This window comes from Brevundimonas sp. NPDC090276, from assembly GCF_044772165.1.
Lineage (GTDB): Bacteria > Pseudomonadota > Alphaproteobacteria > Caulobacterales > Caulobacteraceae > Brevundimonas.
Genome location: NZ_JBIVYK010000002.1, coordinates 410,803 through 433,348, shown reverse-complemented (window position 1 = coordinate 433,348; position 22,546 = coordinate 410,803). Strand labels below are relative to the sequence as shown.

25 protein-coding genes are annotated in these 22,546 nt (G+C 66.5%); 8 read left to right on the top strand and 17 right to left on the bottom strand.

Features of this window, described 5'->3' with window-relative positions; all coding sequences use genetic code 11:
* Positions 1–19 precede the first annotated feature (19 nt).
* Together ACIQTU_RS07880 and ACIQTU_RS07875 are read left to right on the top strand one after the other, a co-directional pair.
* Positions 20–595, top strand: coding sequence for a response regulator (locus ACIQTU_RS07880; protein ID WP_400544879.1), 576 nt, complete (start codon positions 20–22; stop codon positions 593–595).
* Complete coding sequence (locus tag ACIQTU_RS07875; RefSeq protein WP_400544876.1) at positions 592–1,074, top strand: chemotaxis protein CheE; 483 nt, start codon at positions 592–594, stop codon at positions 1,072–1,074. The genes ACIQTU_RS07880 and ACIQTU_RS07875 overlap by 4 nt, the downstream gene beginning before the upstream one ends.
* Here the strand turns inward: ACIQTU_RS07875 and ACIQTU_RS07870 are convergent.
* The 5 genes from ACIQTU_RS07870 to ACIQTU_RS07850 form a co-directional block, all read right to left on the bottom strand.
* Positions 1,059–2,948 (bottom strand): ABCB family ABC transporter ATP-binding protein/permease, encoded by a 1,890-nt coding sequence (locus ACIQTU_RS07870; protein ID WP_400544873.1) that lies wholly within the window; start codon positions 2,946–2,948, stop codon positions 1,059–1,061. The two genes, ACIQTU_RS07875 and ACIQTU_RS07870, sit on opposite strands and share 16 nt — an antisense overlap.
* A gap of 49 nt (positions 2,949–2,997) precedes the next feature.
* Positions 2,998–4,014: a threonine aldolase family protein gene (locus ACIQTU_RS07865; protein ID WP_400544870.1), complete on the bottom strand. Its 1,017-nt coding sequence runs from the start codon at positions 4,012–4,014 to the stop codon at positions 2,998–3,000.
* Between the two features lie 4 nt (positions 4,015–4,018).
* Entirely contained in the window at positions 4,019–4,912 is an 894-nt protein-coding gene (locus ACIQTU_RS07860; protein WP_400544867.1) for a mechanosensitive ion channel family protein, read from the bottom strand.
* Between the two features lie 125 nt (positions 4,913–5,037).
* Positions 5,038–6,849 (bottom strand): ATP-binding protein, encoded by a 1,812-nt coding sequence (locus tag ACIQTU_RS07855; protein WP_400544864.1) that lies wholly within the window; start codon positions 6,847–6,849, stop codon positions 5,038–5,040.
* Between the two features lie 103 nt (positions 6,850–6,952).
* Positions 6,953–7,255 carry a BolA family protein gene (locus ACIQTU_RS07850; protein ID WP_400544861.1) on the bottom strand — a complete coding sequence of 101 codons (303 nt, stop codon included), beginning with the start codon at positions 7,253–7,255 and terminating at the stop codon, positions 6,953–6,955.
* A 45-nt stretch (positions 7,256–7,300) separates the two neighbouring features.
* Between ACIQTU_RS07850 and ACIQTU_RS07845 the strand changes: the two genes are divergently transcribed.
* The gene (locus ACIQTU_RS07845) at positions 7,301–7,972 is read left to right on the top strand and encodes a J domain-containing protein (RefSeq protein ID WP_400544858.1); all 672 of its coding nucleotides are present in this window, start codon (positions 7,301–7,303) and stop codon (positions 7,970–7,972) included.
* Here ACIQTU_RS07845 and ACIQTU_RS07840 read toward each other — a convergent pair.
* A complete protein-coding gene (locus ACIQTU_RS07840; RefSeq protein ID WP_400544855.1) occupies positions 7,932–8,147 on the bottom strand; it encodes a hypothetical protein in 216 nt (71 codons plus the stop codon). The genes ACIQTU_RS07845 and ACIQTU_RS07840 overlap by 41 nt on opposite strands.
* Before the next feature lie 190 nt (positions 8,148–8,337).
* On the opposite strand from ACIQTU_RS07840, the gene ACIQTU_RS07835 reads away from it, so the two are divergent.
* On the top strand, positions 8,338–8,766 hold the full coding sequence (locus ACIQTU_RS07835; protein ID WP_400544852.1) for an organic hydroperoxide resistance protein: 429 nt from the start codon (positions 8,338–8,340) through the stop codon (positions 8,764–8,766).
* 59 nt (positions 8,767–8,825) lie between these two features.
* On the top strand, positions 8,826–9,830 hold the full coding sequence (cobS, locus tag ACIQTU_RS07830; protein ID WP_300201674.1) for a cobaltochelatase subunit CobS: 1,005 nt from the start codon (positions 8,826–8,828) through the stop codon (positions 9,828–9,830).
* Between the two features lie 41 nt (positions 9,831–9,871).
* On the opposite strand, the gene ACIQTU_RS07825 is transcribed toward cobS, so the two are convergent.
* The 8 genes from ACIQTU_RS07825 to ACIQTU_RS07790 form a co-directional block, all read right to left on the bottom strand.
* Positions 9,872–10,300, bottom strand: a complete 429-nt coding sequence (locus ACIQTU_RS07825) for a molecular chaperone DnaJ (RefSeq protein ID WP_400544849.1) — start codon at positions 10,298–10,300, stop codon at positions 9,872–9,874.
* Between the two features lie 7 nt (positions 10,301–10,307).
* A complete protein-coding gene (locus tag ACIQTU_RS07820) occupies positions 10,308–11,156 on the bottom strand; it encodes a division plane positioning ATPase MipZ (RefSeq protein ID WP_400544846.1) in 849 nt (282 codons plus the stop codon).
* Between the two features lie 96 nt (positions 11,157–11,252).
* On the bottom strand, positions 11,253–11,891 hold the full coding sequence (locus tag ACIQTU_RS07815) for an SPOR domain-containing protein (protein ID WP_400544843.1): 639 nt from the start codon (positions 11,889–11,891) through the stop codon (positions 11,253–11,255).
* Between the two features lie 69 nt (positions 11,892–11,960).
* A complete protein-coding gene (locus ACIQTU_RS07810) occupies positions 11,961–12,722 on the bottom strand; it encodes a chorismate mutase (protein WP_400544840.1) in 762 nt (253 codons plus the stop codon).
* A 393-nt stretch (positions 12,723–13,115) separates the two neighbouring features.
* A complete protein-coding gene (locus ACIQTU_RS07805) occupies positions 13,116–13,688 on the bottom strand; it encodes a prephenate dehydratase domain-containing protein (protein ID WP_400544837.1) in 573 nt (190 codons plus the stop codon).
* A complete protein-coding gene (locus ACIQTU_RS07800; RefSeq protein WP_400544835.1) occupies positions 13,685–15,055 on the bottom strand; it encodes a class II 3-deoxy-7-phosphoheptulonate synthase in 1,371 nt (456 codons plus the stop codon). Before ACIQTU_RS07800 ends, ACIQTU_RS07805 begins: the two co-directional genes overlap by 4 nt.
* Before the next feature lie 60 nt (positions 15,056–15,115).
* Complete coding sequence (locus ACIQTU_RS07795; protein WP_400544832.1) at positions 15,116–16,162, bottom strand: enoyl-CoA hydratase/isomerase family protein; 1,047 nt, start codon at positions 16,160–16,162, stop codon at positions 15,116–15,118.
* The gene (locus ACIQTU_RS07790; protein ID WP_400544829.1) at positions 16,159–17,295 is read right to left on the bottom strand and encodes an isobutyryl-CoA dehydrogenase; all 1,137 of its coding nucleotides are present in this window, start codon (positions 17,293–17,295) and stop codon (positions 16,159–16,161) included. The genes ACIQTU_RS07795 and ACIQTU_RS07790 overlap by 4 nt, the downstream gene beginning before the upstream one ends.
* 163 nt (positions 17,296–17,458) lie before the next feature.
* On the opposite strand from ACIQTU_RS07790, the gene hemB reads away from it, so the two are divergent.
* Positions 17,459–18,463, top strand: a complete 1,005-nt coding sequence (gene hemB, locus ACIQTU_RS07785) for a porphobilinogen synthase (protein ID WP_400544826.1) — start codon at positions 17,459–17,461, stop codon at positions 18,461–18,463.
* 6 nt (positions 18,464–18,469) lie between these two features.
* Here the strand turns inward: hemB and ACIQTU_RS07780 are convergent, their stop codons facing one another.
* Positions 18,470–18,964, bottom strand: coding sequence for a flavin reductase family protein (locus ACIQTU_RS07780; protein ID WP_400544823.1), 495 nt, complete (start codon positions 18,962–18,964; stop codon positions 18,470–18,472).
* A 132-nt stretch (positions 18,965–19,096) separates the two neighbouring features.
* On the opposite strand from ACIQTU_RS07780, the gene ACIQTU_RS07775 reads away from it, so the two are divergent.
* Together ACIQTU_RS07775 and ACIQTU_RS07770 are read left to right on the top strand one after the other, a co-directional pair.
* Positions 19,097–19,996 (top strand): flagellar motor protein MotB, encoded by a 900-nt coding sequence (locus tag ACIQTU_RS07775; RefSeq protein ID WP_400544820.1) that lies wholly within the window; start codon positions 19,097–19,099, stop codon positions 19,994–19,996.
* A gap of 111 nt (positions 19,997–20,107) precedes the next feature.
* Positions 20,108–20,842, top strand: coding sequence for an arginyltransferase (locus tag ACIQTU_RS07770; RefSeq protein ID WP_400544817.1), 735 nt, complete (start codon positions 20,108–20,110; stop codon positions 20,840–20,842).
* 3 nt (positions 20,843–20,845) lie between these two features.
* Here the strand turns inward: ACIQTU_RS07770 and ACIQTU_RS07765 are convergent, their stop codons facing one another.
* Both ACIQTU_RS07765 and ACIQTU_RS07760 read right to left on the bottom strand, forming a co-directional pair.
* Positions 20,846–21,880 carry a M48 family metallopeptidase gene (locus ACIQTU_RS07765; protein WP_400544814.1) on the bottom strand — a complete coding sequence of 345 codons (1,035 nt, stop codon included), beginning with the start codon at positions 21,878–21,880 and terminating at the stop codon, positions 20,846–20,848.
* 6 nt (positions 21,881–21,886) lie between these two features.
* On the bottom strand, positions 21,887–22,456 hold the full coding sequence (locus tag ACIQTU_RS07760; protein WP_400544811.1) for a LemA family protein: 570 nt from the start codon (positions 22,454–22,456) through the stop codon (positions 21,887–21,889).
* Positions 22,457–22,546 lie beyond the last annotated feature (90 nt).

Genomic DNA, 22,546 nt, shown 5'->3' with positions numbered 1-22,546 from the left:
TTCCGAACCGGCCCCTGTCATGCGCGGCATGAACGGGGTCGGTGAATCGCTGCGCGAAAGCGCGGTCTTCAACTTCAACGGCGCGGTGACCATGGTCATCGACGATTCGCCGTTCGCCCTGGAACTGACGGCTCAGGCTGTTCTGGGTTTTGGCATCAAGGTGCGCCACGCCTGCAGCAGCGCCGCCGAAGCCATCGCCATACTGCGTGACCATCCCGTCGACCTGATCCTGGTCGACTGCGAGATGCCGGGCATGAGCGGCTACGAGTTCGTGCGCTGGCTGCGGCGTTCGGGGCTGGAGCCCAACGCCTTTGCTCCCGTCATCATGACCGCCGCCCACGTGCGTCGCTCCAAGGTCAGCGAGGCCCGGGACTGCGGCGCCAACTTCCTGATCACCAAACCCTTCAGCGCCGGGGTCCTGCTGGAACGCATCGTCTGGGTCGCTCGCGACGCCCGTCCCTTCCTCGAGGTCGGCGATTATTTCGGCCCCGACCGGCGTTTCCACTCGGAACCCTGGGACGGCCCTGAGCGTCGTTCAGAAGAAATCCGCAAGGCCGAATTCGAAGCCCAACGCAGAGCGTCGATCGAACTATGACCGTCATCACGCACAACCGCCGCCGTTCGCGCCTCTCGACCCTGATCGACCAGCCCGGCGGCGTCAGCGCCGGCGTCGCCCTGGCCCAGGCCAAGGCCAACCTGGCCGAGATGGAGGCGCGCAGCCGCGCGGTGATCGAGGAACAGGTCGCCGCCCTGGCCGCCTTGCAACCCGCGACCGAACAGGATGAAGCCAGCCGGATGCTGGATCGGGCCTACGACCATTCCAGCGCCGTCATCGACGCCGCCGGTCCCTTCGAGCTTTCGGACCTGTGCACCGCCGCCGCCAACCTGTGCGACCTGATCGACGCCGCGCCTGAGGACAAGCCCTTCGACTGGCGCATCGTCACGGTTCACGCCCAGGCCCTGCGCCTGCTGCTGACCCTGCCGCCCGAAGCCGCCGACGCCCGCGTTCAGGTGCTGGCCAGCCTCAAGGACGTGCTGAAGGCCAAGGTCCCGGGCGGTCAGTCCGCCGACTGAATCTGACTCTTCGCGCCTCGCGTCTGCTTGCGCCACAGGCTGGCGTATTCCCCGCCGTGACGCGCCACCAGTTCATGGTGCGCGCCGCGCTCGATGATCCGTCCGGCCCTCAGCACCAGAATCTGATCGGCGTCCGCCACGGTCGACAGACGGTGGGCGACCACCAGGGTCGTGCGCCCCGCCCTCGCCTTGCGCAGGGTCTTCTGGATGGCCGCCTCAGTGCGGCTGTCCAGAGCGCTGGTGGCCTCGTCCAGAATGAGAATGCAAGGGTCCGCCAGCAGGGCGCGGGCTATGCCCACGCGCTGACGCTCGCCGCCTGACAGCTTCAGGCCCCGCTCGCCCACCCGCGTCTCCATACCGTCGGGCAGGTTGCGGATGAAGTCACTCAGTTCCGCCGCATCGGCCGCCGCCCAGATCGCCGCTTCGTCAGCGTCAGGGCGGGCGAAGGCGATGTTGGCGCGAATAGTGTCGTTGAACAGGGCCACATCCTGCGGCACCAGGGCCACCGCCGCGCGCAACGATGCCTGCGTCAAGGACCGGGCGTCATGACCGTCGATCAGCACGCGCCCTTCCTGTGGGTCCAGCAGACGCAGGGCCAGCTTGACGATGGTGGACTTGCCCGCGCCAGACGTCCCCACCAGCGCCGTCGTCGTGCCGGCGGGCGTAACGAAGCTGACGTCGTCCAGACCGGCGGCGCGCGCGTCGTGACAAAAGCCGACGTGGTCGAACACGATCTCGGCGCCCTGCCCGCGCTCGGGACGCGGCAAGGCGATGGCGTCGGGCGCATCGGCCACCTGCGGCGCCTGACGCGTCACCTTCAGCATCTCTTCCATGTCGATGAAGGACTGGCGGATTTCCCGATAGGCAAAGCCCAGAATGTTCAGCGGCGCATAAAGCGAGATCATGATCAGCACCGCCGCCGTCACGTCGCCAGGCCCCATCCGACCCGCCGCCGCCTCGAACCCGGCCATGACGGCCATGATCCCCAGGCCGATGTTCATGATCAGGCCCTGGATCATGTTCAGCGCCGCAAGCGACGTATTGGCCTTCAGCGCCGCGTCGACATAGGTCGACAGCGACTGGTCGTAGGCTTCGGCCGCCCGCGTCTCAGCGCCGAACGACTTGACCGTCTCATAGTTCAGCAGGGCGTCGACTGAGAGGCCTGCCGCTTCGCTATCGGCGGCGTTCATGGCGCGGCGATGCTCCAGCCGCCAGTTGGCCATGGAGAAGGTCGCTGCCGCATAGACCAGCACCACCCCGATGGCGACCGCCCCGAAGCGCCAGTCGTATTTGCCGCTCAGCACCGCCGCCGCCAGCACCAGCTCGACCACGGTTGGACCGAGGTTGAACACCAGAATTCGCAGCAAGAAGTCCACGGCCCGCGAACCGCGATCCATGGTCCGCGACAGGGCGCCCGAGCGCTTGGTCTGGTGAAAGTCCAACGACAGACTCAGAGCGTGAGCGAAGGTCTCCGCCGCCGTCCTGCGCTGGGCCGCCGCGCGCACCGGGGCGAACACGACGTCCGACAGTTGCGGCGTGGCCGCTGACAAAAAGCGCACCACGGCCCAGCCCACGGCGAAGGCCGCAAAGCCCCAGCCAACCGCCGCCGCCGCGCCCTGCCCCGCCGCCAGATGGTTGACCGCTGCGCCCAGGATCAGGGGCGCTAACACGCCCAGACCCTTGCCCGCGAGGGTAAGGACAATCGCCCCGGTGACCCGCCACGGCAGCTGCGGCGCGCCCGAGCGACCGACCACCCGCAGCAGATCGCCCAGCGCCTGAAGGGTCGGCGGCGCGTCCTGCTTCACCTCGGCTTGTCCGGCGGCCATGGCCTTGACCGTGGAATCGCCCCGTCGGCCGGATCGTTCACCGCGCATCGTCATGCTCCAGCATATGGGCGACGCCTCGCCGGAGCGAAACCGACATTCAGTTCAGGCTCGCGATGGCTTCGAGCAACTCATCTACCGCGCCCTCGGTCGTCGCCCAGGAGCAGACGAACCGCACTGAACCGTCATCGAACTGGTAACAGGCCCAGCCCAGGGCGTTGAGGCGCTGGTGCGCCTCATCCGGCATCCGTACGAAGACGGCGTTGGACTCCACCGGATGGGCCAGCACGAAGGCTGAGCGCTCTTCGATGCCGTCGGCCAGTCGTTGGGCCATCAGATTGGCGTGGGCTGCACCAGTCTCCCAGGCGTTCGATTCCAGCAGCCCCAGGATCGGCCCCGCCAGGAATCGGCCCTTGGACGCCGTCTGTCCGGCCTGCTTCAGCCGGTTGTCGATCCGCCGCGTCAGGTTCTTGTTGAAGATGACCAGAGCCTCGGCGCAGTTCGCTCCTGCCTTGGCCCCGCCGAACACCAGGATGTCCACGCCCAGACGTGGAATGTCCTTCAGGTCAAAGCCCGCCGCGACGGCGTTGGCCAACCGCGCGCCGTCCATGTGAACGCCCAGCCCCGCCTGTTTGGCCGGTTCGATCAGGTGACGCAGTTCTTCCTCGGAATAGACCGCGCCGTATTCGGTCGCCTGGGTGACGCTCAGCGCTGCCGCCGGTTGGCGGTGGCCGACAACCGGCTCGTCCAGCGCGGCGCGCAGGGCCATGGCGTCGATCTTGCCCGAATAGCCCGGCAGACCGATCAGGCCCACGCCCTGACCAAAGAAGCCCGGCGCGCCGGTCTCATCCGTGCAGATGTGGGCCGCGTGATGCGTCAGCACCGCCTCATAGGGCTGGGCCAGCATGGAAACCGCGATGGCGTTTGCCGCCGTGCCGCTGAAGACGAAGCGCACCTCGGCGTCGGCGTCCACTCGCTGACGGATCTGGTCGGCGGCGCGCGCCGTGATCTCGTCCACGCCGTAGGCCCGGGCGTAGCCGCTGTTGGCGGCGATCAGGCCGTTCAGGGCGTCCGGCGCCATGCCGGCGGTATTGTCCGATCCGAAATCGTAGCGCACGGATTCAGTCCTTCTCAGCGGGGTCGCGGTACGGAATTTCGACCTGATGCGGGTACGGGATCTCGATGCCGGCGGCGTCCAGCGCCTCCTTGCCCGTCTGCAACAGATCCGACTGGGTTTGCCACCAATCGGCGACCTTGACCCAGGCGTGCAGAGTGATCTGCACCGAGCTGTCCAGCAGGGCCGTGACCCCGGTCCAGGGCGTCGGATCGTCCAGCACCGCCGCGTGCCCCTTGGCCACGCCCGCCAGAAGCTCACAGGCGTCCTTCAGGTTCTCGCCATAGCCGACGGTGAACTTGATCTCGATCCGACGCGTGCGCTGGCCCGTCAGGTTGATGATGACGTCGCTCAGGACCTTGGAGTTAGGGATGACGATCTTGTGGTTGTTGGCGTTCGACAGCTGGGTCGTGAAGAGGTCCAGCTTCTGCACCGTGCCCGAGGCCCCGCCGACGTCGATCACCTCGCCGACGCGATAGGGCCGCAGCATCAGCAGCATGACCCCTGCCGCCACGTTCGACAGCGTGCCCTGCAGGGCCAGACCCACCGCCAGCGAGGCGGCGCCCAGAACTGCGATGATCGAGGTCGTCTGCACGCCAAGACGCTGCAGCACGGCGATCAGGCCGATGATGATGATGACCACGCGCACGACCTGAGCGGCGAAACTCAGGACTGTCTGGTCATGACGGAAGGCCCGCAACCGCCCCAGCACCCGCCGCGTCACCCCCGACGCCCAGCGGGCGATAAACAGGGTGGCGGCGAAGATCACCGCCGCAATCGTCAGGTTGATCGCAAGGTCGCCAGCCATGTCGGCCAGCTTGGCCACAATGGCGGCGTCGACCGTCAGCCGTTTTTCACCGACAGCCACCGTCTGCGTCAGGGTTTCATGCAGGAAAGACATGACCTTGGGTCTAGCGCCTGCACCCGCGAATGGAAGCCCCTGCGCATCAGGCTTTCATCGAAAGAGCGCGATCCGACCCTGAAAAATACAATGCCATTCAAAAGACTGGCGCGGCCAGCCCCAGATCAGGCCGCGACCGCCGCTTCCTCAGCCGCCGCGACGGACTGATGCAGGGCCGCCCTGCCTCCAGGAACCTGAGCCATCAGCCCGGCCAGACTGCGGAAATCGATCGGCTTGTTCAGATAGGCGTCCGCGCCCGCCGCCAGACCCGCCTCGTGATCCTCGGTGCGCGCCGAGGCCGAAAGAACGACGATGGGCGTATCGACGTTGACGCCTCCGCCCTCACGAATCAGGCGCGTCGCCGTCAGCCCGTCCATGACGGGCATATTCACGTCCATGATGATCAGGTCGAAGCGCTGGCTCTTGGCCAGATCGACAGCCAGTTGCCCGTTTTCAGCGGTGCTGGTCCGGTGACCGGCTGACCCCATCCAGGCCTCCAGGATCATACGATTGACCGGGTGATCCTCGACCACCAGCACATCCATATGATCCCCGCCGTCGATATCGGCGTCGATGGCCTCGGCGACCTCGGCGCGGGCCCATTCGACCACCTCGCCTTCGATCGACAGGGTGAAGGTGGAACCCTCGCCCAGACGCGAGGTCACAGTGATATCGCCGCCCATGATGTGCGCCATGCGCCGCGCGATAGTCAGACCCAGTCCCGTCCCGCCAAAGCGGCGCGTGGAAGAGTTGTCGACCTGGGTGAAGGGCTGGAACAGACGGTCCAGATCCTCGCGCGAAATGCCCGAGCCGCTGTCCGTGACCGAGAATTCGAAACCGACACGGCGATCGGAAATGCGGCGGCCGCGCACGGTGTAGCGGATCTCGCCGCCGTCAGTGAACTTGACCGCGTTCGACAGCAGGTTCTGCACCACCTGACAGACCCGTAGCGGATCGCCACGCACGACGGCCGGCATCTCGCCCTCGAAGGTCGAAATCAGACTCAGCCCCTTGGCTTCGGCCTGAGCTTCGAACGGGCCCGTGATCCGGCGATGCAGATCGTCGACCTGAACATCGACCACATCAAAGCTCATCTTGCCGGCCTCGATCTTGGTCATGTCGAGGATATCGTTAAGCAGGCTCAGCAAGTTGTCGCCCGAGTTGCGAATGATCGACAGATACTCGCGCTGCGTCCCTTCCAAACGGGTCGCGCTGAGCAGTTGCGCCGCCCCCAACACCCCGTTCATCGGGGTGCGCAGTTCGTGCGAAATGACGCCCAGGAAGCTGGACTTGGCCTCGTTGGCCGCATCCGCCTTGTCGCGCGCAGCCTCCAGTTCCTCGATCAGATGGGCCTGATGCTCCTGGAAGGCGCGAATTCGCTCCTCGCGCAGCACGGTCATCGTCACCAGAACAAACAGGCTCGCCGCCGTGAACGGCACCACGGCCACGAAGGGCCAGAACAGAGGTCCGCCGAACAGGCTGATGGCGATGATCGCGGCGGCCAGACCATAGGGCGAAGAAATCATGATCGCCTGACGCGGCGAACTGCGCAGCTGGGCGAAGACCAGAACATAGCCCGACACCAGCAGGGCGATGGCCAGCTCATGGCCAAAGGGAGCGTGCGAAAACCAGGCCATTAAGGGCGCCACGGCCCAGACCGCCGTAGTGACCGTGGCGACGGCCGGGAAGACCATGCCCCAGCCCGCGCCCACACGTTGGCTGACGCGCTTTTCGACCTCGCCACGCAGAGCGCCGGCGGCCAGGGTGGCGGCGAACCAGAGCAGACCGGGCGCCAGACCGACGGTGGCGATGACGCCGACCGCCCAGCTGACGATGATCAGATATCGTAGATAGTGGGTCTGCAGGATCGCGGTCAGCGCCTGCGCGGCCTCGCCGGGCGCCTGCCCGTCCAGTCCCTTGATCCCATCCCCCACCATTCGCACGCCCCCGCCATTGCAAATAAGTACGGGGCGGACGCTAGGCCGAAGTTTCTAAGACGAGATGAATACGGCTTTGTACGTATCAAATTGATACGAAGCCTCAGATTCGCTCAGCCTCGGCGATCGTCAGGGCGCGCACCGCCAGAGCATGAACCGGACCCGCCAGTTCGTCCTTCAGGGCTGTATTGATCGCCCGCTGGCGCGCCACGCGCCCCTGCCCTTCAAAGGCGTCCGACACGATCGTCAGCTGAAAATGGCTTTCGCCGCCGTCCTTGGCGTCCATGCCGCCTTCATGATGATGGCCCGCATGCTTCCAGCTGTCGTCCTCCAGCTCGATCCGTTGCGGAGCAAAGGCCAGCGTCAGTTTTTCGCGGATAAGTGTCGCAATCGGGCCGTCTGACATTGGTCGTTCCTTGAAGCTGTCCAAATCAAGCTTACACTCAGCGCGATGTCCGCGTCTTTCGAATACAAACCCCGCTTCACCGACATACGCGTGAAGCCGCCCAAGCCTGATGAGGAGAAGGCCGAGGCTGACGTCCTGCATCGAAAAAAGGGCGAGAAGACGTGTGAGTGGCCCGACTGCACCCGCGTCGCGACGGCCAAGGCCCCCAAGTCGCGCGAGCAACTGGCCGACTTCTACGACTTCTGTCAGGGGCACGCGGGCCAGTACAACAAGGGCTGGAACTTCTATGCGGGCATGAGCGAAGGCGAGGTCCGCGCCGCTCAGGAGAACGAGGCCATGACCGGCGGTCGCCCGACCTGGGAGATGAAGGCCGGCAAGAACACGCGCGAAGCCGCCGCCTTCGCCGCCAAGATGGGTACCGCCAATACCGAGGGGGCGGGTTCATGGCGCGATAGCTTCGGCCTGTTTGGACGCCGCACTCAGGACCAGGCCGGCCCTTCCGCAGCCGAAGTCCACCGCATCGGCAAGATCGAGCTGGCGGCCCTGACCGACCTCGACCTCAAGCCCGGCGCGGACAAGGCGGCCATCAAGGCCCGCTATCATGAGATGCTGAAACGCTTCCACCCGGACACCAACGGCGGCGACCGGGGCGCCGAGGCCAAGCTTCAGGCCGTCATCAAGGCCTGGAAAGTCTTGAAGAAGGCCGGGCACGCCTGAGCGAGCGCAACAGGCCGGTTGGGCCTGACCTGGTCGCGCCGTCGATGCGCGTCACCACGTTCTCGCCGGCCCCGTCCCAGATTTCCGCAAAGGCGCTGCCGGCGTTTTCGTCCAGCATCATGCGGCGCGTTTCGCTGACCGCTTCCGGCAAGCTGTCCGCATCCAGGGCGAGCATCAGAGGCGTGCCCTCTGGCGCGTCATAGACGTAGCAAAAGTACTGCGTGTACGTATGCATTGCTCTTCCCCGACGGAAGTTATGGACAAATTGTTAACACCCTCTTGTGGATTACACGAATCACAGAACCGTTGTTTCTGAACGACTGAGCCCCATATCCGACTCCTTCGATCCTCAAAGGAGTCGCCCCATGGAAGTCTTGTACCGCGCCCACGCCACGGCCTCGGGAGGCGGCCGCGACGAGGGCCGCTCCGCCACCGACGACGGCAAGATCGACGTCCGCCTGTCCGTCCCCACCGAAATGGGCGGCAAGGGCGGCGACGGCACGAACCCCGAACAGCTTTTCGCCACCGGCTACGCCGCCTGCTATCTGGGCGCGCTGCGTCTGGTTTCGGGCAAGGCTGGAACGCCCGTCGGCCCGGACACCAAGGTCACCGCCGGCATAGGCTTCGGCAAAAATACGCGCGGCGAAGGCTTCAACCTGGATGTCGCCCTCAAGGTCACCGACCACGGCCTGGATCAGGCGGTGATCGACGAGCTGATCCAGCAGGCGCATCAGGTCTGCCCCTACTCCAACGCCACGCGCGGCAACGTCGACGTGGCCCTGTCGGCGGAATAACCGTCCAGTTTCCTCGCGCGCGTGTTGAGCCGCGCGCGCGAGGGCACTAGATGGGAGCCATGACCTCTCCCCTCGACGCCTCGCCCGATCCCCTGGTCACGCTGGAGCCGCACCGCAAGGTGACGGTCAGGGAGGCGTTCGGCGTCGATTCCGACATGGTCGTGCCCGCCTTCGACACGCGCGACAGCCATGTGCCTGAGATCGACGAGAGCTACCGCTTCGATCCGCAGACGACCCTGGCCATCTGCGCCGGCTTCGCCTTCGACCGCCGCGTCATGGTTCAGGGCTATCACGGCACCGGCAAGTCGACCCACATCGAACAGGTCGCCGCCCGCCTGAACTGGCCGCTGGTCCGCGTGAACCTGGACAGCCACATCAGCCGCATCGACCTGGTCGGCAAGGACGCCATCGTCCTAAAGGACGGCAAGCAGATCACCGAGTTCCGCGAGGGCATCCTGCCCTGGTCGCTGCAACGCCCGGTCGCCTTGGTCTTCGACGAATACGACGCAGGTCGTCCTGACGTCATGTTCGTCATCCAGCGCGTGCTGGAGGCGCAGGGCCGACTGACCTTGCTGGACCAGAACCGCGTCATCCGCCCGAACCGCTGGTTCCGCCTGTTCTCGACCACCAACACCATCGGTCTGGGCGACACCTCGGGCCTCTATCACGGCACCCAGCAGATCAACCAGGGCCAGATGGACCGCTGGAACATCGTCACGACGCTGAACTACCTCGACCACGACGTCGAAGCCGAGATCGTCGCCGCCAAGATCCCCGAGTGGAACGACGCCGAGGGCAAGCGCCGCATCGCCGCCATGGTCCGCGTCGCCGACATGACCCGCAACGCCTTCATGAACGGCGACATCTCGACCGTCATGTCGCCGCGCACGGTCATCACCTGGGCCCAGAACGCCATCATCTTCGGCGGCGACCTGGCCCTGTCGTTCCGCCTGACCTTCCTGAACAAGTGCGACGAACTGGAACGCCCCACCATCGCCGAGTTCTACCAGCGCGCCTTCGGCGAGGACCTGCCGGAAGCCGCAACGCGAGTGAAGGTGGGCTAGCGCCTCAGCGTCCTTCTCCCGCAAGGGGAGAAGGAAGAGGGCTACTCTTTCAGCAACCGATCCCGCGCCGCATTGACCCGCGCCGCCAGGCCTTCCGTCCCGCCCTGATCGGGATGGGCCCGCGCCATCAGGCGGCGCCAGGCGGACTGAATGTCCCGCGCCGTCGCGTCGGCGGACACCCCCAGAATGGACCGCGCCTCGGCTTCAGACAGACGTTCAGCGACGGGCGCACGCGGCGGCACGACGCGAACCCGCGACTGAACCGCCAGCCACAGCCCTGCCCCCGCCAGCCCGATCGCCGCCAGCCAGACCCCGCGTGAGGCGGCCAGAACCGCCCCTGCGAACAGGGCTGTGCTGAGGATGGTCGCGGAAATGCGCCAGTGGCCGCGCCGGGCGCGCTCGGTCTGGCGACCCAACCGGGCCAGCGCCCAGACCGCCACAGCGGCCAGCCCCAGCCAGATCAGGCCCATGAGACGATCAGGCCGCCGCCGCGTCCAGCGGAGCCAGCGATCCGCCCGCCGCGTCCTCCAGACCCACGGCCTGCATCAGATTGCGCATTTCCTGGCGCGCGGCGACGTGGGCCAGCGACACCGACACCGGGCGGATGTCGTTCGACAGGTCGGCGACCGTCAGGCCGAACGGGAACAGCTCGCGATAGATGACCCGGTCGCGCAGACCCGGACCGACACGGAAGCCGACGCGCTTGGCCAGCTTCTTCATCTTCTCTTCCAGACGGCGACGGTTGCGGGCCTCGGCCACGGCCAGACGGTTGGTGACGACGATCCAGTCGATCGACACCTGACGCCCCTCGGTGATGGCGCGGTGCTTGCGCGCCTCCCAGACGCTCTCGGAATAGATCGACGGCTTGAGCAGATCCAGCGTCACCGGATCGACCTCGCCCAGCAGGTCGAAATCGACAAAGCTGTCGTTCATCGGCGTGACGATCTGGTCGGCGCGGCCATGGGCGGCGCGCGACAGGGCGGTGTCGCCGCCCGGCGTGTCGATCAGGATGATGTCGGCGACGCCTTGCGCCTCGGCAAAGGCGGCATCGAAGCGGGCGATTTGCTCGGCCTCGTCGGCCTTGGCCAGCGCCTTGCCGTCGCCCATGTCGGGCACGATCGGCAGCGGCAGGTCGTGCCCATTGGCCGCCGTCCAGACAGCGCGGTTCGAGAAGAACCGCTCCATCGACCGCTGGCGCAGGTCCAGATCGATGATGGCGACCTTCTTGCCCGCGTGCAGCAGGCCGGTGACGATGTGAATGGCCAGGGTGGACTTGCCCGCCCCGCCCTTTTCATTGCCGATGACGATGACCTGAGGCTGCGCCATGTTGGACCCCGATGTTTCGACGGGCGCGACTCAAGCGGTCGCGGTCCGTCCCAGACGCCCTAGATCGGGCCAAGGGCCTCAGTCGTCAACGAAACCTTAAGCCGCGCCTGTGGACGACGCCGCCTCTGCGGCCCGCACGCACCATGGATCAGCGGCCGCAGCCTTGGCGCACAGGGCCGAAGCCTGAGCCGATCCGGCGCGAACCTTCAACCGCACCAGACGCCGACCGTTGACCTCGACCGGCTCGAACACGGGGTTCAGGCCATGATTCCCCTGGCCCAGACGTTCCCACGCCGCCTGGGCCGAGGCCTGACTGGCGTAGGCGCCCAGTTGGATCAGGACAGCGGAAGAAGGCGCGGCGACCGCCACGGGCCGGGACGGCTGGGCCTCAACCCGCTGAGCGGCCTGCGCCTCTGGCGGCGCCTCGGGATCATGGAAGACGGCCGGCATGGCCGGCAGGACCGCTGCAGCCTTGGCGGTCAGCCCGTCTCGGGCGTCCCACAGTTGATGCGGGGTCAGAAGTTCGACCTTCAACGGACGCCGCCCGCCCTCCTCAGCGCGGCGCGGCGCAGCAGCTTGGCTGACAGGCTCGGCGTCCGTCGACAGAGGAATGGCGGCGATGTGCTTGGCCACGCCCTCGAAACGGTGAGGATCGGCCTCCGCCATGCCGCAGCCGGACAGCAGCGCCGCGAGGGCGCCGACCGATCCGAGCCGCAGAATGACGGAAGCGTTCATGCCATCATGCTGAACCCAGTCTTTTGAGACAGGGTTGAAGAACAGACTTAACGCCCGTTTACACCTTCATTAGCCGATGGCGCCGACGCAGCCTTCCACATCGCCCGGCGCCACGTCGGCGTCGGTCAGGGCCAGGGTCCAGCCGTGGTTGGTGTTCAGACCCCAGCGGCGGGCGCCCGAGCCGTCGCCGGCGTCGCCGCCGACCGTCACCACCACGCGGCGGCCCGTCGGCAGGGCCGGCGGATCGATCTTGCCCACAGCCAGCGAGGTCGGGGTCTCGCCGCCGTAGCCGTCGAAAACGCTCAGCATCGACCATTCGCGGCGCAGGCCCATCCACCAAGCGTCCTCGGTGTTGATCGACAACACCGAGACGCCATGACCTTCGGCGGCGTGGGCCAGCGCGGCCTGCGGATCGCGGACCAGCTTGATGTCGGCGGCGGCGCCGAAGCGCAGACGGGCGCCGTCCACGGCCTTGGACGGATCGATGGGGGCCCAGACGTGGACCTGCAGCCGGCCCTGACGGGCCAGGCCCCAGCCGACGATTTCGCGCCACAGGTGCTCAACCGCCTCGCGGTTCTCCGGTTCACACTGCTTCAGGACGCGAGCCTGCACGGCCTGTTCGCGGTCGGGACGCAGCTTGGTGTGGGGGCCGGTCGGGGCGTCCTTGGCCTTGCCCACCTGGGCGGCGACGGCGAGACGGCGCTCGAACAGCTCTAGGATCTGATCGTCCAGGCTGTCGATCTCGGCGCGCAGGGCGGCCAGCGCCTTCTGCTCGGGGCTCAGTTCGGCGGTTTCAGCGGGCCAGACTTGCTGGATATTGGATTTCGGCATGGGATTAGGCTTTCGGCATGGAATTTCGATGGGGAGATCGCGCCCGCCGAAACATCAGGCAGGGACACGTGCAGAGGCCGCTTGGGAGAAGCGGTCGCCAGCGAGACTGTCAGGGTTGGTTAGAAGCCCGACGCCTCAGCCGGCGTATCGAAAGTCGTAATAGCCGTAGCCAAAATAAAAGCCGGCCACCGCGCGCGTGGTGGTTTCAAGGGTCAGTTGTGCGCGCAGCGAGGACATGAATCCGGTCCGGTTTCAGGATCAGGGTCGATCCGATCAGACCTTAAAGACGCAAACTTCGTGCGCGGTCAACCTTCAGAGCGAAATCGGTTCGAATGATTTCACATTCGAACCCGGATATTCGCGCCAGAATTATCCGAAGGCCTGTTTCGCCAATCAGGCTTGAGGGGCGGTGAACAGGACAAATCGCGTCCGGTTGTCGCTGAAATCCTGCAGATCGTTGCGCAGCACCGTCAGACCGTAAACCTCGGCCGCACGCGCCGGCGCCACAGCCGCGCGGGTCACGTCCCCGGCTTCGGCCACCGCGGCGGCGGCGCCGCCGGTGTCGAAGACCTCGACCGAGGCGATCTTCATCTCACCCAGAGCCTTGGAGCACTGCTGCAAGGCCACCGGGTGGCTCTCGGCCGTCCTGATGTCCGACAGACGCGCCTCAGGCAGACCCAGCAGGGCCAGCCGGATCGGCCGCCACGCCTCGCTGACCACCGTCAGCCCCGCCTCGCGCACCAGACTGGCGGCTGGCTCCACCACGCCAATGGTCGAATTCTCGACCGGGATCAGGGCCGACTGGCAGTCGCCGGACAACAGAGCCTCGATCGCCCCCTGAAAGGTCTCGAAGCCGATCGCCTCGTCCCACGGACGCAGGTCGAGGCAGGCTTCATGGCTGAAAGCGCCGGGCGCGCCCTGATAGGCGACGCGACCCGGCCCTTCGTCTTCGGTCGGCGTGGTCACGCGGCCTCGGCGCGGGCCTGACGCCCGGCCTTGAGACGTTCAGCCACGAGGAAGGCCAATTCCAGCGACTGATCCGCGTTCAGACGCGGGTCGCAGTGGGTGTGATAGCGGCTCGACAGATCGTCCTCGGTCACCGCCTGGGCGCCGCCCAGGCATTCGGTGACGTTCTGGCCGGTCATCTCAAGATGGACGCCGCCGGGGTGTACGCCCTCGGCCTCGGCCACGTCGATGAAGGTGCGAACCTCGCCCATGACGCGGTCGAACGGCCGGGTCTTGTAGCCGTTGGCGGCCTTCAGCGTATTGCCGTGCATCGGGTCGATCGACCAGATGACGCGCTTGCCCTCGGCCTTCACCGCCCGCATCAGGGCCGGCAGGCGGTCGCCGACCTTGTCGTGACCGAAGCGGCCGATCAGCGTCAGGCGTCCGGGAATATTGTTCGGGTTCAGGGCGTCGATCAGCGGCAGGATGTCTTCCGCCGTCATGGTCGGCCCGCACTTGACGCCGATGGGGTTCGAGATGCCGCGCATGAACTCGATGTGGGCACCGTCCAGCTGACGGGTGCGCTCGCCGATCCACAGCATGTGGGCCGAAGTGTCGAACCATTCGCCCGACGAACCTTCCAGGCGCGTCAGGGCGCTCTCGACGTTCAGCAGCAGGGCTTCGTGGCTGGTGAAGACCTCGACGCGCGACAGGTCAGGATGGGTCTCGGGCGTGACGCCGACCGCCTCCATGAAGGCCAGGGCCTCGGTGATCTTGTCGGCCAGCTCGCGATAGGCCGCGCCCGCGCCGTTGTCGGCGAAGCCCAGGGTCCAGCGGTGAATGTTGTACAGGTCGGCATAGCCGCCGCCGGCGAAGGCGCGCAGCAGGTTCAGCGTCGAGGCCGACTGGTTATAGGCCTTCAGCAGACGCTGCGGATCGGGCACGCGCTCTTCGGGCGTGAAGCCCATGCCGTTGATAATGTCGCCGCGATAGGACGGCAGCTCGACGCCGCCGATCTCTTCCAGCGGCGACGAGCGCGGCTTGGCGAACTGACCGGCGATGCGGCCGACCTTCACCACCGGCTTGCGGCCGGCGAAGGTCAGGACCACCGCCATCTGCAGGATCAGACGGAAGGTGTCGCGGATATTGTCGGTCGAGAACTCCTTGAAGCTCTCGGCGCAGTCGCCGCCCTGAAGCAGGAAGGCGTTGCCCGCCTCCACCTGTGCGAGATGCTGGGTCAGTTTGCGGGCTTCGCCAGCAAAGACCAGGGGCGGCATGGCCCGCAGCTCGTCTTCGACACGAGCCAGTTCGGCCATGTCAGGATAGTCCGTCGGCATATGCACGACGGGCTTGTTTCTCCAGGATTCAGGGGTCCAGCGCTTACTCATGCCGCCTAGATAGCCCTCCGGGCGGCCTTGGACAATAAATGTTGCGTCGCAGCGTCGTTTTCAGAGCGGCGACCAGCCCTCCTCGGCGGACAGAGGCGCGAACAGGCCGTCCAGCGTCGCGTCGCTGACGCCCGACAAGTCGGCGGGCGACCACTTCGGCGCATTGTCCTTGTCGATGATGACGGCGCGGACGCCCTCCTGGAAGTCGTGGGTGCGCACCACCCGACCGCCCAGCGCATATTCCATCGCCATGTTGTCAGCGAAGGACGACAGCGTCGCCCCCGTGCGGATCTGGCGCAGGGACACCTTCAGCGACTGCGGCGACTTGGTCTTCAGCGTCGCCAGTTGCTTCAGCGCCCAGTCCGAACCGTCTGCCTCCAGCGCGGCGAAAATTTCCTCGACGGTGTCAAAGGCGAACAGCCGGTCGATGGCCTCGCGGTGCGCGTCCAGCGGCGCAGGGCCCGCGTCGCCCGCCACCCGGTCGGCCACCGCCTTGGGATCAACCGGCGCGGCCAGAAGTTCGGCCTTCAGCGCCTCGACGCCTTCGCTCGGCACGAAATGGGTATGGATACCCAGGACCACCGTATCCGCCGCCTTCAGCCGCGCGCCCGTCAGCGCCAGCCAGACTCCCGTCTGTCCCGGCAGGCGCGGCAGGAACCAGCCCCCGCCCACATCGGGGAACAGACCGATGCCAGTTTCCGGCATGGCGTAGGTGGTCCGCTCGGTGGCGATGCGAACGTCGGCCGGTTCGCTGATGCCCACGCCGCCGCCCATGACGATGCCGTCGACGATGGCCGTGATCGGCTTCGGATAGGCGAAAAGTAGATGGTTCAGCTGATACTCGGTCTTGAAGAAGGCCTTAGCCTCCGACGCATCCCCTGCCCCGCTCTCGGCGATCATGCGGATGTCGCCCCCGGCGCAGAAGCCACGCTCGCCCGCATGGTCGATCAGCACTGACAACACGGCCTCGTCGCCGCGCCAGGCCAGCAGGGCCTCGATCATCGCCTCGCACATGGCGCGGTTCAGGGCGTGGATCGCCTTGGGCCGGTTCAGGGTAATGCGGCCGACGCCGTTCTCGACGCGGGTGATGACTTCAGGTTCGCTCATCGCGCCAGTTCCCGCGCGATGATCACGCGCATGATCTCGTTGGTGCCTTCCAGGATGCGGTGGACCCGCAGGTCGCGCACGATCCGCTCCAGCGGATAGTCCTTCAGATAGCCGTAGCCGCCGTGCAGTTGCAGCGCCTCGTCGGCGATCTGGAAGCAGGCGTCGGTGGCCAGTCGCTTGGCCATGGCGCACCACTTGGTCTTTTCCGGGTGGTCGTTGTCGATAGCCCAGGCTCCGCGCAGCACCATCAGGCGCGCCGCCTCCAGATCCGTCGCCATGTCGGCCAAACGGAACTGCAAGGCCTGGAACTGGCCGATGGCCTGACCGAACTGCTTGCGCGTAATCACGTATTCCTGGGCCGTCTCCAGCGCCAGCCGCGCCCCGCCCAGAGAGCAGGCGGCGATGTTCAGACGCCCGCCGTCCAGACCGGCCATGGCGTATTTGAAGCCGTCGCCTTCCTGTCCCACAAGATTACCGACCGGCACGCGGCAGTCGTCGAAGCTGACCACGGCGGTCGGCTGGGCGTTCCAGCCCATCTTCTTCTCGTTGGCGCCGAACGACAGGCCCGGCGTGTCCTTTTCCACCACGATGGTCGAGACGCCGCGCGCGCCCTCGGCTCCCGTGCGGACCATGACGACATAGACGTCCGACACGCCCGCGCCGGAAATGAAGGCCTTGGAGCCGTTCAGGACATAGTGGTCGCCGTCGCGCACCGCCGTAGTCCGCAGCGCCGCCGCATCCGACCCCGAGCCCGGCTCGGTCAGGCAGTAGCTGGCGATCTTGTCCATCGTGACCAGCGACGGCACGAAGCGCGAGCGCAGGTCGTCAGACCCGAACTTGTCGATCATCCACGTCGCCATATTGTGGATCGAGATGAAGGCCGCCGTCGCCACGTCCCCGCGCGACAGTTCCTCGAAAATCACCGCCGCCTCAACGCGGCCCAGGGCCATGCCGCCGTGCTCTTCGCCGGTATAGATGCCGCAGAAGCCCATCTCGGCCGCCGTCTTCATCACCTCGACCGGGAAATGCTTGTCCTCGTCCCACTGGGCCGAATGCGGCGCCAGCTCGGCGTCGGCAAAGGCCCGCGCCGCGTCCTGAATGGCGCGCTGGTCGTCGTTGAGGGCGAAGTCCATGATCTAATACTCCCGACTCTGGCCCTCTGACGGGGCGTTCATGCTGCTTTTATCCAAGAGCCTGCGAAACGTCACCCCGCCCCCTGCCCATGGCTTCTTCCGGGACGACGGAAGAGATGGGACTTCTTTGCCTCTCCCCCCGCTTTGTTTTAAGCCGCACACCATGACCATGCCGTTCCAGCCCGCCGCCTTCCCCTACGCCCGCCCGCGTCGCCTGCGTTCGCAGCCCTGGGTGCGCCGTCTGGTCGCCGAGACGACCCTGACGCCCGCCGACCTGATCTGGCCGATCATCGTCCATGATGGCGCCGAGGATCGTCAGCCGGTCGCCTCCATGCCGGGCGTCTTCCGCCTGTCGCCGAAGGAGGCCGCCAAGGCCGCGGTCGAGGCGCGCGATCTGGGCATCCCCATGATCGCCCTGTTTCCCAATGTGAACGACAGCCTGAAGGACAACGTCGGCGCCGCCGCCAGCGACCCGGACGGCCTGATCCCCGACTGCATCAAGGCCATCAAGGACGCCGCGCCCGAGATCGGCGTCATGACCGACGTGGCGCTGGACTGCTACACCGACCACGGCCACGACGGGGTTCTGGAGAACGGCCGCATCGTCAACGACCCGACGCTGGAACGGCTGGCCGAACAGGCCTTCATCCACGCCCACGCCGGAGCCGACGCCGTGGCGCCCTCCGACATGATGGACGGGCGCGTCCAGGCCATTCGCGAAGCTCTGGAAGCCAACGGCCTCAGCGACACCCTGATCATCAGCTACGCCGCCAAGTACGCCTCGGCCTTCTACGGCCCGTATCGCGACGCGGTGGGCTCGTCCAAATCGCTGACCGGCGACAAGAAGACCTATCAGATGGACTACGCCAACGCCGACGAGGCCCTGCGCGAGGTGGCGATGGACATTTCCGAAGGCGCCGACGCCCTGATCGTCAAGCCGGGCCTGCCCTATCTCGACATCGTCCGCCTGGTCACGGACACCTTCAAGATCCCGACCTTCGCCTATCAGGTGTCCGGCGAGTACGCGATGATGCAGGCCTCCATCGCCAACGGCTGGCTGGAGGAAGATCGCGCCATTCTGGAAACCCTGCACGCCTTCAAGCGCGCCGGCGCCTCGGGCGTCCTCAGCTACTTCGCGCCCAAGGCGGCGCGGCTGCTGGGGGCCTGATCCGGGTCAGGCCGTCGGATCGACGGCCTGTCCGTACTTGCCCCGGAAATAGGTCAGGGCGTCGCCGGGCCAGGCCTCGAAGCCGGACACCCGGCCGACGATGACCAGATGGTCGCCCATGACGATGCGGTCGTGGGTCGCGCAATCCAGCCGCGTCACGGCGTTGCGCAGGCGCGGCGGGGCCGGATCGCCCACCTCGAACTCGTCGTCCGACAGGGTGCAGACGCCCCAGGCGAAGCGATCCGACATGGCCTGATCCTCGACCGGCAGCATGTGGACGGCGAAGCGCTCGGCTCCAGCGAAGGCGTCATGGCGGTCCGACTTCACGTCCAGGCACCACAGCACCAGCGGCGGATCCAGCGACACCGAGGTGAAGCTGTTCACCGTAATGCCCAGCGGCCCCTCGGCCGTATGAGCCGTCACCACGCAGACGCCGGTGGCGAAACCACCCAGCGCCTTGCGATAGGCCTTGGCGTCGAATTCGGAAGAAGATGAGGTCATGGTCACAGGTCTGACCTAAGCCGTGGGTCGCTGCGCGGCAAGGTCGCACCCCGAAACGCCGGGGCCGCAACCGCTTCTTAACGGGCGGCATGGGATTCACGGCTAACAGACGACGTTAAGATTGGCCTGCCCATGTCCGCGAGCGATCGCCCGATCCTCATCAAGAAGGTGAAGAAGGTGGTCGCCGGCGGCCACCACGGCGGCGCGTGGAAAGTCGCCTACGCCGACTTCGTCACAGCCATGATGGCCTTCTTCCTGCTGATGTGGCTGATCAACACGACCGACCCGGAACAGAAGCGCGGCATCGCCGAATATTTCGCCCCGGCCAACGTCTCGGCCTCGACCTCCGGTTCTGGCGGCATCCTGGGCGGCACCGCCCTGGGCGACGACGGCGCCAAGAGCTCCGGTTCCATGGCCATGGTCGAGCAACTGGCCCCCGAGGCCCCGGAATCTCCCGAGGAAGCCGGTCAGAGCACCAACCTGTCCGCCGCCAGCGAGTCCGCCCTGCGCGCCGAGATCGCCCGCCGCGAGGCCGCCGACTTCGCCAGCGCCGCCGAATCCCTGCGTCAGGCCATGCAGGCCATGCCCGAACTGGCCGAACTGTCGAAACAGCTGATCATCGACCAGACCCCCGAGGGTCTGCGCATCCAGTTGGTCGATCAGGAAGGCCGCTCAATGTTCGAGAACGGCTCCTCGCGCCCCAACCCGCGCGCCCAGATGCTGCTGCGGGCCATCGCCAAGGTCATCACCCAGCTGCCCAACCGCATCTCCATCACCGGCCACACCAGCGCCGTGGCCGGTTCCAGCCGCGCCAGCGGCGCGGGCGACTGGTCGCTGTCGTCCGCTCGCGCCGACGCCTCGCGCCTGACCCTGCAAGGCGCCGGCGTGAATGCCGACCGGGTCTATTCGGTCGCGGGCAAGGCAGGCTCCGACCCCCTCTATCCCGACGACCCGTCGCTGGCCGGCAACCGCCGCATCGCCATCGTTCTGCTGCGCGAGGCGCCGGTCCTGCCCACGGACACCAGCCTGTGATTGCGAGCGCCGCTCTCACGGCGCTTGCGAAATCCCCCGGTTGCGCGCCAAATCAGAACATGACGACCCGCGCGCACACCTGCCGAAGTGATTGGAAACGGACGTAAGGCCGTGACCCAGCATTTCCCGACCCGGCAGCTGCGGTTCTTCATGACCGCCAACGCACCCTGCCCCTATCTGCCCGGACAGTTCGAGCGCAAGGTCTTCGCCAACCTGCCCTTCAGCGACGGCGCCGACGTCAACGACGCCCTGACCCAGGCCGGTTTTCGTCGCAGCCAGAACATCGCCTATCGCCCCGCCTGCGAGGCCTGCGCGGCCTGCGTCTCGGTACGCATTCCGGTCGGCGAGTTCGTCTTCTCAAGGTCCCAGCGCAAGATCCTGAACCGCAACGCCGATCTGTCGCGCGATCTGGTCGAGGCCGAGGCGACGATGGAGCAGTTCGACCTGCTGCGCCGCTACCTGACCGCCCGCCATCCCGGTGGGGGCATGAGCGACATGGGCTGGTCTGACTACGTCTCGATGGTCGAGGACACGGCCGTCCGCACCCACCTGATCGAATACCGACTGCCCGCGACCGATGACGGCCCGGGCGATCTGGTCGGGGTCTGCCTGACCGATCTGCTGCATGACGGCCTGTCGATGGTCTACAGCTTCTTCGACTCCGACCTGGAGCGCCGCAGCCTGGGCCAGTTCGCCATCATGGACCACCTGCGGCAGGCCGCCATGGTCGGCCTGCCCTATGTCTATCTGGGCTACTGGGTCCAGGGCTCGCCCAAGATGGACTACAAGGCGAAGTTCAGACCCATGGAGGCCCTTCGCCCGCTGGGTTGGGAGCGACTTCCCTAGGCCTCAGGTCGTCGGCACCGCCGTACTGGCGCGCGGCGCAGGCGGCGTCGCCCCCCACGGCCCTTCATCCCGGCCGCCGGCGAACTTCACCAGAGCTGCGATCCGCTTCTCGATCGGCGGGTGCGTGGCGAACAGACCGGCGAAGTCCGCCTTGTCCGCTGTATTGTCCAGGAACATGCCGCGCAGTTCGTCGGGCGCCTCGATCTTGGACTGGCCCGACACCTTCCTCAGCGCCGAAATCATGGCGTCCGGGTTCTTGGTCAGCTCCACCGCCCCCGCATCGGCCACATATTCCCGCGTCCGCGACAGGGTCATGCGGATGACGGTCGCCAGACCAAAGCCGATCACGCCGATGGCCAAACCGATCAGGATCAGCGGCATGGCGTTCTTGTTGTCCCGGTTGCGCCCGCCGCGCATGTAGAACAGGCTGCGGAACACCAGTTCGGCGATGACGCTGATGATGCCCGCGAAGATCGAGGCGATCACCATGGTCCGCACGTCCTTGTTGATGACGTGGGTCAGCTCATGCGCCAGGACGCACTCCATCTCGTCTCGACTGAGGGTCTGCATCAGGCCGCGGGTGACGGTGACGCTGTAGTTCCCCTCATGCAGACCGGACGCATAGGCGTTCAGCGACGGACTCTCGATGATGCGCAGCGTCGGCGTCCGCAAGCCGCGCGAGATCGAGAGGTTTTCCAGTAGGTTATAGAGCTCAGGCTCGACCCGACGCTCGACCTTTCGCGCGCCCGTCATGGCGTCGATCATCGCCTGATTGCCGAAATAGGCGATGACGAACCAGACGGCCGCCGCGACCAGGGCCGTCGGCACGGTCCAGCCCAGCATGGACGCCGCCAGCGCCAGATCCCGCGACAGACTGCCGCCCGAGTTGGGCAGCAGGCCGAACCCCATCATCAGCACCTGCACGCCGAACAGCAGGCCGACCAGCAACACCGGAAACCCGGCCAGCAGGATCGCCGACCGGGTGTTGTTTTGCCAGATGTGGGTCTTGAGGCCGACGGCCTGACCGAAAACCGCCATTGGGACTTAGAACTTCACCGTCGGCGGCGCCGCGTTAAGGGCCGCACGTTCGCCCTCGCCCACGTCGAAGAAGGGCTTGTCCGAACCGAAGCCGAACATGCCGGCGAACAGGACCGTGGGGAACTGACGGCGCACGGCGTTGAACTCGCTGACAGCGTTGTTGAAGAAGCGGCGCGCGGCGGCCAGCTTGTTCTCGATGTCCGACAGGTCCATCTGCAGTTGCTGGAAGTTGGTGTTGGCCTTGAGGTCCGGATAGGCCTCGGACACGGCGAACAGGCGGCCCAGCGCCCCGGTCAGCATGTTCTCGGCCTGCACCTTCTCGTCGACCGTGCGGGCGCCGGCGGCGGCGGCGCGGGCCTGGGTCACGGCGTCCAGTGTGCCGCGTTCGTGCGTGGCGTAACCCTTCACCGTCTCGACCAGATTGGGGATCAGATCCTGACGCTGCTTCAACTGCACGTCGATGTCGGCGAACGACTGATTGGCGGATTGGTCCAGCGCCACCAGCCTGTTGTAGGCGCCGACGACGACGAACAGCAGAACGACGACGATGACGCCGATGATGATCAGGGTGATCATGGAAATCTCCAGCCCCGGCCGGATCGGCCTTGGTCGGGATTATCGCAAGGGCTTACGGCGACCTCCAATGAAATCGCCGTCACCTTGACC

Bases quoted from the DNA above. Each gene is read 5' to 3' on its own strand.
- ACIQTU_RS07880 (WP_400544879.1), top strand. From the start codon at position 20: ATGCGCGGCATGAACGGGGTCGGTGAATCGCTGCGCGAAAGCGCGGTC.
- ACIQTU_RS07875 (WP_400544876.1), top strand. From the start codon at position 592: ATGACCGTCATCACGCACAACCGCCGCCGTTCGCGCCTCTCGACCCTG.
- ACIQTU_RS07870 (WP_400544873.1), bottom strand. From the start codon at position 2,948: ATGCGCGGTGAACGATCCGGCCGACGGGGCGATTCCACGGTCAAGGCC.
- ACIQTU_RS07860 (WP_400544867.1), bottom strand. From the start codon at position 4,912: ATGTCTTTCCTGCATGAAACCCTGACGCAGACGGTGGCTGTCGGTGAA.
- ACIQTU_RS07855 (WP_400544864.1), bottom strand. From the start codon at position 6,849: ATGGTGGGGGATGGGATCAAGGGACTGGACGGGCAGGCGCCCGGCGAG.
- ACIQTU_RS07850 (WP_400544861.1), bottom strand. From the start codon at position 7,255: ATGTCAGACGGCCCGATTGCGACACTTATCCGCGAAAAACTGACGCTG.
- ACIQTU_RS07845 (WP_400544858.1), top strand. From the start codon at position 7,301: ATGTCCGCGTCTTTCGAATACAAACCCCGCTTCACCGACATACGCGTG.
- ACIQTU_RS07840 (WP_400544855.1), bottom strand. From the start codon at position 8,147: ATGCTCGCCCTGGATGCGGACAGCTTGCCGGAAGCGGTCAGCGAAACG.
- ACIQTU_RS07835 (WP_400544852.1), top strand. From the start codon at position 8,338: ATGGAAGTCTTGTACCGCGCCCACGCCACGGCCTCGGGAGGCGGCCGC.
- cobS (WP_300201674.1), top strand. From the start codon at position 8,826: ATGACCTCTCCCCTCGACGCCTCGCCCGATCCCCTGGTCACGCTGGAG.
- ACIQTU_RS07825 (WP_400544849.1), bottom strand. From the start codon at position 10,300: ATGGGCCTGATCTGGCTGGGGCTGGCCGCTGTGGCGGTCTGGGCGCTG.
- ACIQTU_RS07820 (WP_400544846.1), bottom strand. From the start codon at position 11,156: ATGGCGCAGCCTCAGGTCATCGTCATCGGCAATGAAAAGGGCGGGGCG.
- ACIQTU_RS07815 (WP_400544843.1), bottom strand. From the start codon at position 11,891: ATGAACGCTTCCGTCATTCTGCGGCTCGGATCGGTCGGCGCCCTCGCG.
- ACIQTU_RS07810 (WP_400544840.1), bottom strand. From the start codon at position 12,722: ATGCCGAAATCCAATATCCAGCAAGTCTGGCCCGCTGAAACCGCCGAA.
- ACIQTU_RS07800 (WP_400544835.1), bottom strand. From the start codon at position 15,055: ATGAGTAAGCGCTGGACCCCTGAATCCTGGAGAAACAAGCCCGTCGTG.
- ACIQTU_RS07795 (WP_400544832.1), bottom strand. From the start codon at position 16,162: ATGAGCGAACCTGAAGTCATCACCCGCGTCGAGAACGGCGTCGGCCGC.
- ACIQTU_RS07790 (WP_400544829.1), bottom strand. From the start codon at position 17,295: ATGGACTTCGCCCTCAACGACGACCAGCGCGCCATTCAGGACGCGGCG.
- hemB (WP_400544826.1), top strand. From the start codon at position 17,459: ATGACCATGCCGTTCCAGCCCGCCGCCTTCCCCTACGCCCGCCCGCGT.
- ACIQTU_RS07780 (WP_400544823.1), bottom strand. From the start codon at position 18,964: ATGACCTCATCTTCTTCCGAATTCGACGCCAAGGCCTATCGCAAGGCG.
- ACIQTU_RS07775 (WP_400544820.1), top strand. From the start codon at position 19,097: ATGTCCGCGAGCGATCGCCCGATCCTCATCAAGAAGGTGAAGAAGGTG.
- ACIQTU_RS07765 (WP_400544814.1), bottom strand. From the start codon at position 21,880: ATGGCGGTTTTCGGTCAGGCCGTCGGCCTCAAGACCCACATCTGGCAA.
- ACIQTU_RS07760 (WP_400544811.1), bottom strand. From the start codon at position 22,456: ATGATCACCCTGATCATCATCGGCGTCATCGTCGTCGTTCTGCTGTTC.